The 16,860-nt window shown below is 45.1% G+C and carries 14 protein-coding genes; 5 read left to right on the top strand and 9 right to left on the bottom strand.

Going from position 1 to position 16,860, the window contains the following annotated elements; genetic code table 11:
• Positions 1-15: 15 nt before the first annotated feature.
• Both trpA and trpB read right to left on the bottom strand, forming a co-directional pair.
• Positions 16-804 (bottom strand): tryptophan synthase subunit alpha, encoded by a 789-nt coding sequence (gene trpA, locus MARME_RS14480; RefSeq protein WP_013662011.1) that lies wholly within the window; start codon positions 802-804, stop codon positions 16-18.
• 3 nt (positions 805-807) lie between these two features.
• On the bottom strand, positions 808-2,073 hold the full coding sequence (gene trpB / locus MARME_RS14475; protein WP_013662010.1) for a tryptophan synthase subunit beta: 1,266 nt from the start codon (positions 2,071-2,073) through the stop codon (positions 808-810).
• A gap of 181 nt (positions 2,074-2,254) precedes the next feature.
• Between trpB and MARME_RS14470 the strand changes: the two genes are divergently transcribed.
• On the top strand, positions 2,255-2,809 hold the full coding sequence (locus tag MARME_RS14470) for a TetR/AcrR family transcriptional regulator (protein ID WP_013662009.1): 555 nt from the start codon (positions 2,255-2,257) through the stop codon (positions 2,807-2,809).
• A gap of 303 nt (positions 2,810-3,112) precedes the next feature.
• Complete coding sequence (locus tag MARME_RS14465; RefSeq protein WP_013662008.1) at positions 3,113-3,976, top strand: isocitrate lyase/PEP mutase family protein; 864 nt, start codon at positions 3,113-3,115, stop codon at positions 3,974-3,976.
• 99 nt (positions 3,977-4,075) lie between these two features.
• On the opposite strand, the gene MARME_RS14460 is transcribed toward MARME_RS14465, so the two are convergent.
• Positions 4,076-5,314 (bottom strand): multidrug effflux MFS transporter, encoded by a 1,239-nt coding sequence (locus tag MARME_RS14460; RefSeq protein WP_013662007.1) that lies wholly within the window; start codon positions 5,312-5,314, stop codon positions 4,076-4,078.
• A gap of 197 nt (positions 5,315-5,511) precedes the next feature.
• Between MARME_RS14460 and MARME_RS14455 the strand changes: the two genes are divergently transcribed.
• The gene (locus MARME_RS14455) at positions 5,512-6,012 is read left to right on the top strand and encodes a hypothetical protein (protein WP_013662006.1); all 501 of its coding nucleotides are present in this window, start codon (positions 5,512-5,514) and stop codon (positions 6,010-6,012) included.
• A 125-nt stretch (positions 6,013-6,137) separates the two neighbouring features.
• Here the strand turns inward: MARME_RS14455 and MARME_RS14450 are convergent, their stop codons facing one another.
• Positions 6,138-7,412 (bottom strand): nitrate regulatory protein, encoded by a 1,275-nt coding sequence (locus tag MARME_RS14450; protein WP_013662005.1) that lies wholly within the window; start codon positions 7,410-7,412, stop codon positions 6,138-6,140.
• A 181-nt stretch (positions 7,413-7,593) separates the two neighbouring features.
• Here MARME_RS14450 and MARME_RS14445 point away from each other — a divergent pair, with 181 nt between their 5' ends.
• Both MARME_RS14445 and MARME_RS14440 read left to right on the top strand, forming a co-directional pair.
• Positions 7,594-8,427 carry a dioxygenase family protein gene (locus MARME_RS14445; protein WP_013662004.1) on the top strand — a complete coding sequence of 278 codons (834 nt, stop codon included), beginning with the start codon at positions 7,594-7,596 and terminating at the stop codon, positions 8,425-8,427.
• An 83-nt stretch (positions 8,428-8,510) separates the two neighbouring features.
• Positions 8,511-9,404, top strand: a complete 894-nt coding sequence (locus tag MARME_RS14440) for a GNAT family N-acetyltransferase (protein ID WP_013662003.1) — start codon at positions 8,511-8,513, stop codon at positions 9,402-9,404.
• Between the two features lie 41 nt (positions 9,405-9,445).
• On the opposite strand, the gene MARME_RS14435 is transcribed toward MARME_RS14440, so the two are convergent.
• The 5 genes from MARME_RS14435 to xdhA form a co-directional block, all read right to left on the bottom strand.
• Positions 9,446-9,979 carry a methylated-DNA--[protein]-cysteine S-methyltransferase gene (locus tag MARME_RS14435; RefSeq protein ID WP_013662002.1) on the bottom strand — a complete coding sequence of 178 codons (534 nt, stop codon included), beginning with the start codon at positions 9,977-9,979 and terminating at the stop codon, positions 9,446-9,448.
• A complete protein-coding gene (locus MARME_RS14430) occupies positions 9,976-11,355 on the bottom strand; it encodes a DNA-3-methyladenine glycosylase 2 family protein (RefSeq protein ID WP_013662001.1) in 1,380 nt (459 codons plus the stop codon). The genes MARME_RS14435 and MARME_RS14430 overlap by 4 nt, the downstream gene beginning before the upstream one ends.
• 88 nt (positions 11,356-11,443) lie before the next feature.
• On the bottom strand, positions 11,444-12,754 hold the full coding sequence (gene guaD / locus MARME_RS14425; RefSeq protein WP_013662000.1) for a guanine deaminase: 1,311 nt from the start codon (positions 12,752-12,754) through the stop codon (positions 11,444-11,446).
• 49 nt (positions 12,755-12,803) lie between these two features.
• Positions 12,804-15,167 carry a xanthine dehydrogenase molybdopterin binding subunit gene (gene xdhB / locus MARME_RS14420; RefSeq protein ID WP_013661999.1) on the bottom strand — a complete coding sequence of 788 codons (2,364 nt, stop codon included), beginning with the start codon at positions 15,165-15,167 and terminating at the stop codon, positions 12,804-12,806.
• On the bottom strand, positions 15,160-16,668 hold the full coding sequence (gene xdhA, locus MARME_RS14415) for a xanthine dehydrogenase small subunit (protein WP_013661998.1): 1,509 nt from the start codon (positions 16,666-16,668) through the stop codon (positions 15,160-15,162). Before xdhA ends, xdhB begins: the two co-directional genes overlap by 8 nt.
• Positions 16,669-16,860: the final 192 nt, after the last annotated feature.

Raw genomic sequence — 16,860 nt, 5'->3', positions numbered from 1 at the left:
CCCAAATTTTGAATGTTAATGGCTAAACAGTTCCTTAAATAAAGCGATTCCTGTTTCTTGACCGCCTTGGTTGTAAGCATCTAACAAAGCCGAGCCCAGAATGGCGATATCGGCATGACCTTCGAGCTCTTTTATTTGCTCTCGTCGACGCAATCCAAATCCAACGCCCAATGGCGCACTTGAATCGCTTTGGATCGAAGCAAGGTAGTGTTGAAGCTCGGTTTGCGCACCTTCACCATCGTGATTGGAATTACCCGTCACTCCAGAACGGGCCACACAATAGAGAAAGCCTTGAGCATTTGATGCAAGAAATGCCATTCGATCCTTTGGTGTCACCGGCGTAACCAACCAAACCGGATCTATGCCGTGCTTGTCACAGGCTGCTCTTAAGCCCCCAGCTTGCTCATAAGGTAAGTCAGGTAGAATCAGTCCTAAAATGCCTTCTTCAGCGCATCGCTCAACCAGTTTATCTAAGCCGTATCGATACATTGGGTTCAAGTAACTCATCAACACTAAACGGCTTTCAGGGTATTTTTTAGCTAATTGGCCAATATCCTTAAGACACTGCTCAACGGATAAGGTTTGTTCTAACGCCTTGTGGCAGGCTGCAACGATTGTTGGGCCATCGGCAACAGGGTCGGAAAAAGGGAACTGAACTTCGATAAAATCCGCACCGTTCTCAAGTAGAGTGCCCATCCACGTTAAGCTCTCTTCAACAGTAGGGTATCCATAGACAACGTGAGTCATAGACAGAATGGGTTTGGACTCGCGTTTAGCGTTTATGTAGTTTGCTAATTGACTCATTGTCTATGCCTCCTTTTCTGTTTTTTTAATCAACGTATCTTTTTCGTAGTCTTCTAAGTAGTCGTTTAAGAAGTTAGGGAACGTAGGGTCTTGCAGTGCTTTTGCGACGTTGAAAATGTCTTTATCACCACGACCAGACAAGTTAATGACGATGTGAGTGTCTTTCGACATCGAAGGCGCATCTTTAAAGGCGCCTGCTAATGCGTGAGAGGATTCAAGTGCAGGGATAATGCCTTCATTTTTCAAAAGTAACGTGCAGGCATCGACCACTTCATCGTCCATAGCGTAGGTCATATTGATGCGGCCTTCTTTCGCCAAGTGCGCGATAATAGGAGAGACACCAACGTAATCTAAACCGGCGGAAATAGAATGGGTTTCTTGAAGTTGCCCCGCATCATCCTGAATAAAGATGCTGGCAAAACCTTGGGCAATCCCCGGTGTGCCTAAATTATGGGACAAACGAATAGAGTGCTCGCCCAGCTTTGTGCCTTTACCGCCTGCTTCGACACCCACCATTTCGACGTCTTTGTCGTCTACAAATGGAAGGAACAGTCCGCAAGCGTTAGAGCCGCCACCGACACAAGCGTAGAGTTTATCTGGGTATCGACCAAACTGAGCCTTACTTTGCTCTTTGACCTCTTCGCCGATGACAGACTGAAAGAAGGCCACCATTTCAGGGAAAGGAGCACAGCCACAGGTTGTCCCTATTAGGTAATGGCTGTCTTCGTGTGTCGAAGACCAGTCTCGTAATGCTTCGTCTAATGCGTCTCTTAGTGTTTGAGAACCTTCTGTTACAGGGACAACAGTCGCACCTAATTGCTCCATCCAGAAGACATTTGGGTATTGGCGTTTTACATCTTTTGCGCCCATATAAATGGTGCATTCTAATCCCAAGCGAGCACAAACGAGGGCGGTTGCGATACCGTGTTGCCCAGCGCCTGTTTCAGCTATGACGCGTTTTTTACCCATGCGTTTAACAAGCAACCCTTGGCCAATCACATTGTTCATTTTGTGCGCGCCAGAATGGTTTAAATCTTCACGTTTTAAGTAAATCTGCGCACCACCAAAATGTTCTGTTAAATTCTTACAGAATGTAAGTGGCGTAGGGCGACCTGAGTATTCTTGCCATTGTTGTTTTAGCTCGGCGATAAAGGCAGGGTCATTCTTCGCTTCTTCGTAAGCGTTCAGAATTTGTTGTTGGCTGGAGTAGAGTATTTCTGGAATGTAGCTTCCACCAAACTCACCGTAGTAACCATTATCGCTTTGCATCTTTGCATCCTCTGTTTACGAAAAATATATTTTTTAACTAAACGGTATAGTTAATTTAATTCTTATTGATGAATTCGTCAAGCTTCTGTTTGTACATTTTTTATATGAATTTTTCGCACGGCAGGTAATCTGAAATCGTGGCATAATCCCCCAACAATTTTCAGAAGGTAGTAGAATAATTATGGCAAGAGGACGACCTTCCAAAAAAGGGCTGATCGCAGAAGCCGCTCAACGACTGTTTAACCAATCGGGTTATCAAGGAACCAGCATTGATCAGGTCGTTGTCGAAGCTAAGGTATCCAAGCCAACTGTGTATAGTAATTACGCTTCTAAGCTATTGCTTTGGCAAGAAGTACTCCAATCTGTGATTGACGCAAACCAAACTGAATTTAAGGTTTTATTGGATGACTTGATTACCAATAAAGTGACGTTTGCCGAAGGGTGGATCAATATTTGGCAAAGTTGGGTTGAAAGCCAGAATCGCATGGTGGTTTATCGCATCCACTGGGGCGAGAGTCACAAACTGACCGAAGCCGAGTTTGAGTTGTTTAAAATCTTTGAGTCACAACTAAAGTCAGTATTAATTGCTTGGATGGAATACCATCAAATACCTAAAGAGGCATTTTTTCCGTTGAACTCGATGACAAAGGAAGCCTGTTTAATTCGTAAGTTATCTCAATGCGATGCGTTGGAGCCGCTTTATTTGCTTGAGCTCATTGAGTCGTTGGTATCATAACGTTTAAGGCTCAACGCTCGTTACCAATATATGTAAACCGATTTTTAAGCTGGTTTGCTTCTGTAAGTATTGAATGCACTTCAAATTCGATTTTAGATGTTAGAATATTAACCAAATAGTCAATATGTTTGTTGTAAATTTCCAACATAACGCTAATGAATAACAAAATTTCGCTTTCAGTGCCGGTTCTGGGGTGAGATATGTTGTTAAGTTAGATAAAATCGCGCTCAGTTTTTAGTTTAGAATTGTAAGTTATTAGTGCATTACCAAGCCACAAATTGGTAATACTTCAGGAGTATTTTAATGGCAACCCCTTCCCAGCATGACCTTCGTAAAGACTTTCGCGCTTTGTTAGAAAGCGACCAATGTTACTATACCGCTTCGACATTTGACCCCATGTCTGCGCGTATTGCTGAGGACTTGGGCTTCGAAGTGGGTATACTCGGTGGTTCTGTTGCCTCTCTTCAAGTGCTTGCTGCTCCTGATTTTGCCTTAATTACCTTAAGTGAATTTGTAGAGCAGGCTACACGTATTGGTCGAGTGGCGAGACTGCCTATCATTGCCGATGCTGACCACGGGTACGGAAACGCGTTAAATGTGATGCGTACCATCGTAGAGCTTGAGCGCGCAGGGGTTGCAGCGCTTACAATTGAAGACACATTGTTGCCAGCCAAATACGGCCATAAATCAACAGACTTGATCCCGTTGGAAGAAGCCGTTGGCAAAATTGAAGCCGCACTAGAAGCTCGTATCGATCCTGCAATGTCGATTATTGCTCGTACTAACGCAGGGCAACTAACTACAGATGAGACCATCGAGCGCGTAAAAGCATACGAAGCAGCGGGAGCTGACGGTGTTTGCATGGTGGGTGTTAAAGACTTTGAACACCTAGAGGCTATCAGCGCTCACGTAAATATTCCACTTATGCTGGTGGCGTACGGTAACCCCAAATTGGCAGATCGAGAACGATTGGCTAAAAATGGTGTACGCATTGTCGTCAATGGACACGCCGCTTACTTTGCCGCTATCAAGGCGACTTACGATTGTTTGCGTGAACAACGTGGCATTGAAGAAGGCACATTAAATGCTTCTGAGTTGTCTGTTCGATACTCGACGCTTGATCAAAGCCGTGAATTTGCCCGTCGATTTATGGATGTAAACGAGTAAATACTGAGCCTCATTTCATAACCAGTAAAAAAAAGCCCGTCTTAGTAATTAAAACGGGCTTTTTAACTTTATCCTTACGTGGTGCTGATTGCTGCTAGCTTAAACAGCTAGCGCATCCAAGTTTGTGTCTTGTTTACGGCCTCTCTCTGCCCAAATGACCAAGCACAAAGCTAGGCTACCTAAACACGAGAACCCAACACATAGAGGAATGAGCGAGTTGTCGTACATTTGCCCAATAAGTGTTCCCAAGCTCATGGACATCAACGAAGAGACACACCCAATAACCGCAGATGCGATGCCAGCAATGTGACCCATTGGCTCCATAGCGAGTGCATTGGTGTTACCAAACAGCATACCAAAGCAGAAAAATAGACAGGTTGCAAAGACCATAAACATCCAGAATTGAATCTCAACGACGGCATGTAACGCAAGAAATATTGCAGACACTGCTACGATGCCTGAAATCGCTCGAATGACAATGGTTTGCATACCGAACTTACCAACAATTTTTGCGTTGACCATCGAAGAGAATCCAAGGACCAATGCAAGAGCACCGAAGTAAAAACTGAATGCGTCTCCTACTTTAAATTGATCCTGAAAGATTTGTTGAGATGAGTTCAGGTAACCAATAAAGCTACCAAAGAAAAGCCCCATACAGACTGTGTAAGAGGCTGTAATTCTATGGCTGATGACTTCCTTAAAGGCGACACCGAAGTCTTTCATATTAAGCTTAATGCGCTTTTCTTTTGGCAGGGTTTCTTTAAGACGCAGCGTAATCCAAAGTAGTAAAATGGCGGCGTAGACAAAGTACATCTCAAAAATAGCTTTCCAATCTGCGATTGCCATCATAAGTAGCCCTAATGAAGGCGCTATTGCTGGAACCATCACAAAGATAAGCATAACAATGGACATGGTTTTTGCCATTTGTATGCCTTTAAACGCATCACGAACAAGCGACATGGCGGCGATATAGGGACCAGATATACCGAGGCCTTGGATAAAGCGCCCAATAAGTAGGCTTTGCATATCGTTAGCAAAAAAGCAGAGCACCGTGCCAATCAGATATAAAGAGAAGCCAATAAACAAAATAGGCCTTCTACCTAATGCGTCAGATAAGGGGCCTGCGATGAGTTGCCCAGATGCCATCCCCAAAAATATCATACTGATGAGTAATTGAGGTTGGTTAGCATGCTCCGCTTGCATATCACCACCAATGACACCTAATGCCGGCAGTAACGCATCAATCGAGATTGCTACAATCGACATTAATAATGCGACGAGTAGGGTAAACTCTTTAGATCCCAGACCGGATGCTAACGTACCTTGATCTTCATTCATGGTAACTCCATCGTAAGCTAATATGTGCACGTTTTTGATTTAACGCACGTTTTGTTGAAAAACCATTATAAAACCCATTTTCGTTGCTAAAACGAAGAATATGTGGATTAAATGAGAAACGGCGCAAACACAAATTGAAAGAAAGTTAGTCTATTCGTTGCTAATCTAAGGTTGAGAATGGACTGCGGAGTGACGTTGTGCAGAACACAGTTGAGGAAAAGCTGGAACTCGAGCATCATGCGGCACGGCTCTTCATGCGTTGGTATGAGCGTAATACTGGCAAGAAGATTCGGCATATTTGGCATAATAAACCCATTAGGCCCGATGTTTCATGTGTGTTTGAAGGAGAGCGTCTTGATCTTGAGATCGCCCATCTTTATGGAAGTGAAGAAGAGGCGATGTCTATTCTTGGGCGCAATCTTACCGATAAAACGCGAGACTTTCTTCGTAACTTGGAGAAAGAGCCAGATCACCGCTTATTAAAAGCGCTTAACCGAATATTGGATAATAAAGCGGAAAAACGCTATCAGACAAAACGTGTCTGGTTGGTGATTCGCAATGCTCACCCAAGTTGGACACGGTTGGACATCAAAGCATTAGAGCATCATATCTCTGTTCCGCATCATCACCCATTTGAAAAAATTTGGATTGTTGGCGATATGGAGGGAAAAAGCGGCATTGCACGTTTGTATCCCTAGTAAAGATACGAATAGCTTTGTGAGCTGCGTCTCAAAAAATCAAAGGGCGTACCGTACTTCGAGTCAAATTGGCGTTCTTGTCGTTTACACTAGTGCATTTAAAGTGACGTGTTAAAGCCGTACAGTTAAGGTTTGTTGGTTAGCATACTCGCAACACTAATAATGTTTTCTGCAATATCAATGATGCGTTTGTTCCCGTCCATCGCTGCTTGTCGAAGCTGTTTGTAAGCTTGTTCTTCATCAACCTTTTGAGTGGACATTAAGATGCCTTTTGCTTTTTCAATTTGCTTGCGCTCGTTTAGTGTCTGTTTTGCTGCGGATAATTCTTCACTGACTTTTTGTAAATGCGTGGCTTGACGTTGTACTAGGTCATAGAGGGAGTGGGCGAGTTTCACGTTCACCCCCTGTGAAATACTGACCGTGGTGTTAGTTTTATTCTCGTCCATGGCTGTTAGTGGTGACATCGGTGGTTCTTCATAGTTCGCCAGCTTAACAAGTTGTTCTTTATGAAGTCGTAGTTCTTCTTCTGCAAGCGTGATTTTGTCCTGACTCAGTTTAAGAAGTTCTTCCGTCATCTGTTTGACGATCGTTTGCATGCCATCAATGCGCACCGTGGCGGCTTGATACCAGACTTCGCTAATAGAGGTGGGTACGCTATTTCCCGATTGGAACCGAGTAATGAGTTGGCGCATTTTCCCGAGTTCGGCTGTCGCTTCGTCTTCTTCCAGCTGCCTCCATAAAGCATTTGGAATGGCTGTTGAGAAGTCACACGAAATGGAAAAACATCGTTGTTGTGCTTCTTGTAATGCGTGGATTTGATCTCTCGTCGGGCTGTTGAACTCTCCTACTGTAAAGCCAATGACGCCCCATGCGCGTTCTTGCCCTGCGTACTCTTTACCTTGTACGAAATTAAACAGCGCTACCAATGCGCGAGTGATGTCTGGATCATTTGATATGTCCGCCGCTTCAAAAATAACGGACAGTAACCCCGCGATCAGATGATTAAAGAACTTTGTATTTTCAGACGCTTTGACCTTTTGTTGGGAGAGCTGCGCTCTAAATTGCGGCAAATCGTCTAACTGGTGCAAAACAAAGGCGATGCTGCTATAAAGCCGAATAGTCGACGAACCGCAGTTTTTCAGATCAAGCCATTCAAGCGCTTCGATGAACTGATCAAGTGCGGCTTGCGTTATCTTAAGTTCCGCTGTGCGCTCTTTTGCAAACCGATTGCCTTCTGACACTAGGAACGAATTGGATAGCCCGCGTTCTTTTTGCAATTCATGGATTAACTCCGTGACACGAATTACTAATTTACTGCTTAGCATTAAGCGTTTTAAGGCATTAATTTCCGACTGTTTCGCGGCGAGTAAAAAGTTTTCCGTATTGGGTTGGGTCTTCATATTGCGTAAAACTCTAAAGAGGACAGTAAGATAAGTTAAGCAAGGTTTGTTCCGTTTGGGAAGTGCTAATATTTCTAAAGCAGGCTTGTACACGGCCCTTTCTAATTTTGGCAGTATGCTTTGTTTGCTTATACTATTAGACAACCAGATCTTTAAAACTGAACTTTAAAAACGGTGCAGCATGCCAAAAACTATTTCTCGACGACGTATCTTTAAGTGGACAGCAAGTTGTCTTGCGGGTGTATCGGTAGCGGCAATTCAAGGTTGCAAAGGCTCGTCTGGTTCGCTTTTTTCCTTTATGAGCGGGGAGGAGTCAGATCTTTTTGACGCAATACCGACGAAACGTTATGGGGCAAAGTGGCTGACCGGAGGCACGGCTTCGTTGCAATCTAGCTCGTACCCTAAACCGTTCTTAGAATTGGCGGCGAACAGTTTATGTGAATTAACACCTAAGTTAACAGAGGGGCCTTGTTATTCAACGAGCCCTGTACGACAAGATATTTCGGGAGGGCAGGACGGGATACCTGTGCGCCTTTATTTTCAGGTCGTTGATATTGACTGTCAGCCACTAAGTAACGTCGATGTCGATATTTGGCATTGTGATGCGAATGGTGTTTACAGTGGAGACGGCATGAGATCTGAAGAGTTTTGTTCAGGCGGCAATGAAGAGTACGTTAAGCACAAATGGTTTCGTGGGATACAACCGACTAACGAGCAAGGTACTGTTTATTTTGAAACTTGCTTCCCTGGCTGGTATCCCGGGCGTGCCGTGCACATTCATATGACCGTCACGAAAAATGGACGATCTTATACCACGCAAGTGTCGTTTGATGATGCGTTAGTAAAATCCATTACGACACAAGCGCCATTGTATTCAGAGCGCGGTACGCCCGATACGAGTAACGACTCAGATCGTATATTTCCAGATGGCGATGACAAAACCCATGAAATGGAAACCATGCAGCTCGACGACGGTTCAATCGTGGCTTGGAAGACCTTAGTCGTATCGGTATAAGTTCACAGCTAAGAAATTGAGAGCCTTCAAAGTGCGCCTCATTTCGACTCGACGGTAATTTACACAGTAAGGCAAGGGATTCAATGTCTAATAAAACTTTCTCAATTAAAACGATGACAACGGTTGAGCTTAGTCTCGCTGTTGAATGGGCGGCGGAGGAAGGCTGGAACCCTGGCCGTTTCGATGCGTCGCTTTATCACGCTGCGGACCCTAATGGTTTTTTGATGAGCTATCTTGGGGAAGAGCCCATTGGCTGCATTTCGGTTGTGAAGTACGACGACTCATTTGGTTTTCTTGGCTTTTATATCGTCAAGCCTGAGTGCCGAGGTCAAGGTTATGGCATTCAGATTTGGAACGAAGGGCTTCGTTATTTAGAGGGCTGTAATATTGGCTTGGATGGGGTTCTCGCTCAACAAGAGAACTATAAAAAATTTGGTTTTAAGCTCGCCTATCGCAATATTCGGTTTGAAGGTACTGGGGGCGTTGAGTCGTTAGATGGCTTAAACGCACAGCTAAATACACAGTTTAATGCACCAAATAGCGCTAGGCTTGTTAGGTTGGGTGACTTGCCTTTAGAAAAAATTCAGGCTTACGAAAGGCCATTTTTTCCAGCAAATCGCGCTGGTTTTAATCGCTTATGGATAAATCAACTAGATGCAGAAGCCATTGGTATCGTCGAAGGCCATGAGTTGGTCGCGATGGGTGTGATTCGAAAGAGTCGTGATGGTTATAAAATAGGGCCGCTGTATGCAGATACTCCTGATTTAGCAGACACTCTGTTTTTGGCGTTGAATGCGGGCACTGCAAAAGAGGATAGAGTCTTCCTCGATGTTCCCGAGATCAACGCATCAGCGTTGTCTTTGGCAAGTCGTTACAATATGGAGCCTTCATTTGAGACGGCTCGAATGTACACAGGCGTATTTCCTGAATTGCCATTCGAGCGTTTCTTCGGTGTGCTGTCATTCGAAATTGGTTAGATGAAGGATCTGTGCTTCACCCTCAAAAACCACGGACGTATTTAGTCTAAAAATTGGGTTTTATCTTGTCTGCGGTGAATCGCATCGTTCAGCGCTTCTAGATTATCGCTATTGCCTTTTAGAGCGATCCCTTCGTGCTCTAGAAGCCATTGCTTTCGAGCGACGCCGCCTGCGTAGCCGGTCAATGTTCCTTTACTGCCGATTACCCTATGGCAAGGGACAATCAGGCTGATGGGGTTTCTTCCGTTCGCACCACCAACCGCACGAACGGCTTTGGGGTTGTTTAACTTCTCAGCGATGTCCAAATAGCTCATTGTTTTTCCAAACGGGATGGTCGTAAGTACTCGCCAAACACGGTTTTGAAACTCTGTGCCTTGCATATCTAAGGGCAGTTGAAAGTCATTCAGCTGTCCTGAGAAATAAGCGTGTAGCTGACTTTTGCATTCATCGATAATAGGGCTTGGTATAACTTCTGTTGTTTGCTCGCCACAGAAAATAACCTGAGTAATGCCTTTGTCAGAGGCTTTAATTTCGATCTTGCCCAAAGGGCTTTCAAAGTAATCGTTATAGGTCATGACAGTTTGCTCCAAAGTTGAAACGTTAAATAGCTATTCCATGGTGAGGCAAGTGTTGGGTCAATGTTTGCCTTGGACTGCTTAATGGCTTTTTTGACACCTAAATCGCCCACTAAAAGAATGTTCGGATCACTTAACCCTCTTAAGCGAGCGTATTGTATTGTCCAGTGACCAATTCCTGTTATCGAGTTCCACTCATCGGTGTCATCCGGCGATGCGGCATTGCAATAGTAATGACTAAACTGGATGAGTGTGTTTTTTCTCGATTGTGGGATTTTAAGAAACGCTAAGTCACTTTGAGAAACCGCCGTGGGAGTAGGGAAGTGCTTTAACTGCTGCGACTCTTTCATCACGTCTTCCCCTAATTCCTCCACCAGCTGAGCGACTAAATTTTTGGCGGCGGTAACGGATATCTGTTGGCCAAGAATGGCTCTAATGCCCGCTTCGTAAAGACTCCAAATGCCGGGAAGCCGAATGCCTGATGTGAGTGGAAAGTGAGTGCCTAAAGCGTTAGATAAATCGGACTCAATGACGGTTAGGTCTGAATCCAGATCGAATAAGCGCCGAATATTGTTGACGACGGCTTTTAACGCTCGGATGTCATCTATTTCTATATCGGTTTGAAATTGGTGCGCTTCAGGTTCATGGCGAAGCGTAAAGTGCCCTTTTGTACCATTAAGTTCGAATGTCCTGCCATAACCGTTGTCGTCACACCATTCCATAGTTGGAATCATTCTTCGCTTCAGAAACTGGACAAGGTGAGGCCAGTTTAAAGGCGGTCGATACGCCAGTGTCAGACGAATAACCGATGTCTTCGCGCTTTTTTCTTCTCGTATTTGTGTTGGAGACAAATTGAGTTGGTTTTTAAAGCAATCATTAAAGCGTCGTATGCTGTTAAATCCGCTAGCCAGTGCGATTTGTGACACGGGCAATGGCGTTTGATGGAGCAGTTTTTTTGCAAACAAGCATTGTTGATACAAGGCGTAGCGCTTCGGTGAAACACCGATGTGTTGACGAAATAATTTGCGTAAGTAACGGTCTGTTACGCCAAGTCTTGTCGCCAGTTGTTGCAGGGAATGTGCTTGAAGGTAGCCCTCGTCAATGATTTTGATTGCTCGTTCCAATGTCGCGCCAACGCCTTTCCAAGCCGGGGAGCCGGGCGCGCTGTCTGGGCGACAACGAAGGCAAGGTCGAAACCCAGCGTCGGCGGCTAAAACAGCGTTGGGAAAGTAGGTAACGTTTTCCTCTTTTGGTGTACGCACTGGGCAAATTGTCCGACAGTAAATCCCCGTGGTTTTGACCGCAATAAAAAACTTACCGTCAAACCTCGGGTCCCGCGATAACCGAGCTTTGCTACATACATTGGTGTCTAACATAGCGCCTTCTTGAGTCAAAATATGCTTTGCATTATATCTTGGTTGAGAAACGGCGCTAGCCAGATTCGGAACTGATGGTAAAAATGGCTTAAGACATTATCGTCTTAGCATAGACTCTTTCGCCCATAGAGTACGTTTCCTTGATGGCTCTGTCATCGCCTAGAGTCATGAAGATAAACAGTGCCTCTTCGATGTCTTTTACATTTGCTAAGCGGTTCGCAATAAGAGGTGTAGCTTGTTTGTCTAAAATCACAAAGTCCGCTTCTGTCTCTGGTTTTAGAGTGCCTATCTTGTTTTCCAATCGTAAGGCTTTTGCGCCTCCTAATGTAGCAAGATACAGAGACTTGATTGGGCTTAGATTTTCTCCTTGTAACTGAATCACTTTGTAGGCCTCACCAAGCGTGGTCAGTAATGAGAAGCTCGTGCCTCCACCGACGTCTGTACCAAGCCCAACATTGATACTATGCTCTTCTGCTTTATCCAGCTTAAATAAGCCGCTGCCAATAAATAAGTTGGACGTTGGGCAGAATGAAATGGCTGAGCCAGTGTCGTGTAAGCGGTGATATTCGCTGTCACATAAGTGAATACCATGTGCGAAAACAGAACGTTCTCCCAGTAGGTGGTGTTTATCGTACACATCGAGGTAGTTGTCACTGTCAGGGAACAGTGATTTGACCCACTCACATTCGTCTACGTTTTCAGATAAATGGGTGTGTAGGTATAAACGATCAAATTCTTTTAGTAGTTTGCCTGCCTGATGCAGCTGTTCAGGTGTGCTGGTGGGCGCAAAACGGGGGGTGACCGCATAATGAAGGCGGCCTTTTTCGTGCCAGCGTTCAATGAGAGCTTTGCTGTCTTTATAGCTACTTTGAGGTGTGTCTGTCAGGTAATCTGGTGCATTTCTGTCCATCATGACTTTGCCGCAGATCATTCTTAGGTTTTGCTTTTCGACTGTTTCGAAAAACGCATCAACCGATTCTTTGTGTACCGTGCCAAACACCAGTGCGGTCGTGGTACCGTTTCGAAGCAACTCGTTAGTGAAGCGTTCGGCAACGTCGGTAGCGTGTTCCTTGTCTTTGAATTTACTCTCTTCTGGGAAGGTGTATTTATTCAGCCACTCTAGAAGTTGTTCGCCGTATGCGCCAATCATATCGGTCTGAGGGTAATGAATATGGGTGTCGATAAAGCCCGGCATAATCAGCGCGTCAGGGTGTTCTTCTACTTCTACATCGGGGTCAAGTGTCGCAAGGAGGTCATTAGCCGCGCCAAGTTGTTTAATAATGCCATCTTCAACCACTAAGATACCATCTTCATAATAGTCGTAAGCCTTGTCATTGCCGACTTTAGAAGGGTCTGCGATGCAGTGGATGATGGAAGAGCGCCATGCTTTCGTTGTCATTGTATTCTCTTTAAATCTGTCTATTGTAAGGGCTGTCTCGAACGGTAAATTAGCCAGCCATGTCCTGTTTGAGTTGTTCTATTCCCATTAGAACTCGTTCAGGTGTCGCGGGTGCGTCAATGTTTGGGTGAATTTTATAATCCCCAATTGAAGCGACCGCGTCTTTTATCGCACACCATGCGGCAATACCAAGCATAAACGGTGGCTCGCCGACGGCTTTAGAGTGATATACCGTGTCTTCAGGGTTCTTTCTGCTTTCGACAAGGTTAACGCGTAAATCAACAGGCATATCGGCAATGGCTGGGATTTTATAGCTGGCTGGGCCGTTTGTCATAAGACGGCCTTTATCGTTCCACACCAATTCTTCTGTCGTGAGCCAACCCATACCTTGAACAAAGCCGCCTTCAATCTGACCTATATCAATGGCGGGATTCAACGTCGCGCCGACATCGTGCAAGATGTCCGTTCGGGTAAATTTATATTCGCCCGTTAGTATATCAACGATTACTTCACAGCAGGCTAACCCATAGGCAAAATAATAAAACGGTCGGCCAGCGGCCTTTTCTCGATCGTAAAAGATCTTTGGTGTTTTATAATATCCAGTTGAGGATAACGATACTTGGCTGACATAAGCGAGTTCGATCAACTCTTTAAACGATAAGTAATGGTCGGCGGCTTTTACTTGACCATTCTTAAACTCTATTTCTTTCTCTGTCACTCTAAACTTTGTACAAAGAAGCTCGATTAAGCGCTGCTTAATGGTTAGTGCTGCATTTTGTGCAGCTTTACCATTTAAATCCGTTCCAGACGAAGCGGCAGTCGGTGAGGTATTAGGGACTTTTTCGGTATTTGTGGCGGTGACTTGAATGGTATCCACTTCGACCTGAAATACTTCAGCAACGATCTGTTGGACCTTGGTGTTTAGACCTTGACCCATTTCGGTACCGCCATGGTTCAAATGGATACTGCCATCGGTATAAACATGAATCAAAGCGCCTGCTTGGTTCAAAAAAGAGTTCGTAAAGGAAATACCAAACTTAACAGGCGTAAACGCCAAGCCTTTTTTGAGATAGGGGCTATTGTCGTTAAAGCGTTTGATCGCCTCTCTGCGAGCATAGTAGTCGCTGCTTGCGATTAACTCTTCCGTCATCTCTGGCAAAATATTGTGCTCGACGGTTTGGTGATAAGGCGTGATATTACGAGTACCTTTGCCATAGTAGTTCAGCTGGCGAACGGCTAAGGGATCTTTGCCAAGCTTATGAGCGATGGCGTCCAGAATCTCTTCCATAGGAACCATGCCTTGCGGCCCGCCAAAGCCGCGATAAGCGGTGTTCGACGCCGTATTGGTCTTGCATCGATAGCCTGTAATCGTAGCGTGTTCAATAAAATAAGCGTTATCTGCGTGAAACATCGCGCGGTCGACAATAGAGCCAGATAAATCGGGAGAGTAACCGCAGTTTCCCGCAAGGTCCATGTTCATTGCTAGTACTTTGCCGTCGTCATCAAAACCGACATCGTAGCGAACGTAAAATGGGTGGCGTTTCCCTGTCATCGACATATCGAGGGATCTCGGTAAACGCATTTTTGCTGGGCGTCCGGTTAGATAAGCGGCGACGGCACATAAGCAGGCAATCGGAGCCGCTTGTGTTTCTTTTCCTCCAAAACCGCCGCCCATACGGCGCATATCGACTAAGACCTTATTCATTGGCACACCCAGAACGGAACCGACAAGTTTTTGGACTTCCGTGGGGTTTTGAGTTGAGCTGAAGACGATCATGCCATCATCTTCGGTTGGCATTACTGAGGCTACTTGAGTTTCTAAATAGAAGTGCTCTTGCCCACCAATATTCAGTTCGCCTTTCATGCGGTATTTGGCGCTGTCTAGCGCTGTGCTACTGTCACCGATGACCAGCTGATGGCTGTCTTGTACAAAGTGTTCTTTTTCTAATGCTTCTTTTACATCGAGGATGGCGTGAAGCGGTTCGTACTCTATTTTTACCTTTTGCGCGGCCAGAGTGGCGGCTTCATGGGACGTAGCAGCGATCGCGACGATAGGTTGTCCATAGTACTCGACGATGTTTTCAGCCAGAAGTGGATCACCTGCGAGTACTGGGCCCACATCAAGTTCACCCGGCACATCTTTCGCCGTAAAGACGCGAACCACGCCAGCTACATCGAAACAACCACTCGAATCGATGTTGATAATATGGGCGTGTGCTTCGGTACTGGTGTGTACGCTTACATGGAGTTGATTAGGGAACTCGAGTTTATCGTCAATGTAAAGCGCTTCGCCGCTGACATGCTTGTCTCCGCTTTCGTGCTTTATTCCACGGCCAACACCGGTTTTCAATTCACCTTTAAATTGAGCTTCGAGCTGTGCCTGACTGAGTTTAGGAGAAGAATGATTAGACATAGGACGTTACTCTGGTTGCGTCGTAGGCTAGGGCATCATAAGCGCTAGAGTGTGTGCTTTGTTCCGCACTTTGCTCAATAGAGCTCTCTATAAAGTACTTTCGTAATAGGTTTTGAGAGACCAGTGTGCGGTATTGGTGGCTGGCTCGAAAGTCTGACAACGGAGAAAAGTCAGTTGCGAGTGCTTTACATGCGCTTTCAATGGTTTCTGAACGCCATTCTTTACCCAGTAAGCTGGCTTCAGCTGAGGTCGCACGCTTAGGAATCGCCGCCATACCACCGAATGCTAATATCGCCGTAGAGACTTTGTTGTTACTGAGTTCAATGTTAAATGCGCCGCATACCGCGGAGATGTCGTCGTCTAAGCGTTTAGAGACTTTGTACGCCTTAAAGGTACTTTGGGTGTTTGGTTTCGGGATCACAATCGTTTCGATAAACTCGTTGTTCGCCAACGCCGTCTTTTTGTAATCGATAAAGAAGTCTTCAAGCAAGAGGGTACGAGTACCTTTGTGGCTTCTGAGTACAATAGAGGCGCCGAGCGCAATAAGAAGTGGAGGCGAATCACCTATGGGGGAAGCATTGCCAATATTGCCTCCCAATGTACCTTGATTACGAATTTGAAGAGAAGCAAACCGATGAAGCAAAGCGCCAAAATCTGGAAAATACGTTGCCAGCACGGAATAGCAATCTGATAACGGCGTTGCGGCGCCAATTTTAATCTCTTTAGAGTCCGAAGAGTCTTCTATCTTGTTTAATGCGGATACATTGCCTAAGTATATAAGCGACTCGATAGCGCGATTGAATTGCGTTACTTCAAGAGCGAGATCGGTTCCACCCGCAAGTAGTTTCGCATTTGGGTGATTATTTAGAAGCTCACTGACTTGGTCTATGGTAGTCGGTAAATACACTTCTCTGCCGTTACCTGTAAGAACTGCTGGGTCCGTTGGTGAAAGCGTTTTTAAGCGCGCGATCGTGTCTTGTTCGCTAGTATCGAATTGATCGTCTTCGGCGCTCTGAATAGTTTGTTTGGCGGCTTCTATAATAGGGCGGTATCCAGTGCATCGACAGAGATTCCCTGCCAGCGCTTCTTGAATTTCAGCGTTATCTGTTTGCCCGTCTTGGTTCTCTTTATGGCTTTTTTGTAGGGCAAAAAGCGACATCACAAAGCCTGGGGTGCAAAAGCCACATTGAGAGCCGTGGCAGTCTGCCATCGCTTGCTGTGTTGTGTGCAGTTTTCCTTGATGTTTGAGGTCTTCTACTGTGATGAGCTGTTTACCGTGAAGAGCACTGATAAAGGTTAAGCAGGAGTTGATAGAGCTGTATTTTAGTTTATCGCCGTCGACTTCAGCCAAAACAACGCTACACGCTCCGCAATCTCCCGATGCGCATCCTTCCTTTGTTCCCGTTTTTTTAAGGTGCTGTCTTAGGTAGTTAAGCACGGTCATATTAGGGTCTAGATGCGCTTCCTGCCTTAGTTCTTGATTGAGTAAAAATTGAATCACGACACGACTCCTAACCCTCAAAATTGGTCCTAATCGATACTTATAACACGCTTCTTGTCTGAAGAAGAGCAAACTAGGTATCGCTTGATTTATAATTTGGTAAGCAATTCTCATGCAAGAATGTACAGAATAATTAATAAAACTTTGACCGAATGGTTATATTTTGTCAATAAGATTTGTTAACTGGAAATC

It is taken from the genome of Marinomonas mediterranea MMB-1 (genome assembly GCF_000192865.1).
GTDB classification, from domain to species: domain Bacteria; phylum Pseudomonadota; class Gammaproteobacteria; order Pseudomonadales; family Marinomonadaceae; genus Marinomonas; species Marinomonas mediterranea.
Note: the sequence above shows the minus strand (reverse complement) of the source record. Positions and strands in the feature narration are given on the sequence as shown.

Excerpts from the sequence above, each read along its gene's own strand:
- trpA (WP_013662011.1), bottom strand. The coding sequence starts at position 804 with ATGAGTCAATTAGCAAACTACATAAACGCTAAACGCGAGTCCAAACCC.
- trpB (WP_013662010.1), bottom strand. The coding sequence starts at position 2,073 with ATGCAAAGCGATAATGGTTACTACGGTGAGTTTGGTGGAAGCTACATT.
- MARME_RS14470 (WP_013662009.1), top strand. The coding sequence starts at position 2,255 with ATGGCAAGAGGACGACCTTCCAAAAAAGGGCTGATCGCAGAAGCCGCT.
- MARME_RS14465 (WP_013662008.1), top strand. The coding sequence starts at position 3,113 with ATGGCAACCCCTTCCCAGCATGACCTTCGTAAAGACTTTCGCGCTTTG.
- MARME_RS14460 (WP_013662007.1), bottom strand. The coding sequence starts at position 5,314 with ATGAATGAAGATCAAGGTACGTTAGCATCCGGTCTGGGATCTAAAGAG.
- MARME_RS14450 (WP_013662005.1), bottom strand. The coding sequence starts at position 7,412 with ATGAAGACCCAACCCAATACGGAAAACTTTTTACTCGCCGCGAAACAG.
- MARME_RS14445 (WP_013662004.1), top strand. The coding sequence starts at position 7,594 with ATGCCAAAAACTATTTCTCGACGACGTATCTTTAAGTGGACAGCAAGT.
- MARME_RS14440 (WP_013662003.1), top strand. The coding sequence starts at position 8,511 with ATGTCTAATAAAACTTTCTCAATTAAAACGATGACAACGGTTGAGCTT.
- MARME_RS14435 (WP_013662002.1), bottom strand. The coding sequence starts at position 9,979 with ATGACCTATAACGATTACTTTGAAAGCCCTTTGGGCAAGATCGAAATT.
- MARME_RS14430 (WP_013662001.1), bottom strand. The coding sequence starts at position 11,355 with ATGTTAGACACCAATGTATGTAGCAAAGCTCGGTTATCGCGGGACCCG.
- guaD (WP_013662000.1), bottom strand. The coding sequence starts at position 12,754 with ATGACAACGAAAGCATGGCGCTCTTCCATCATCCACTGCATCGCAGAC.
- xdhB (WP_013661999.1), bottom strand. The coding sequence starts at position 15,167 with ATGTCTAATCATTCTTCTCCTAAACTCAGTCAGGCACAGCTCGAAGCT.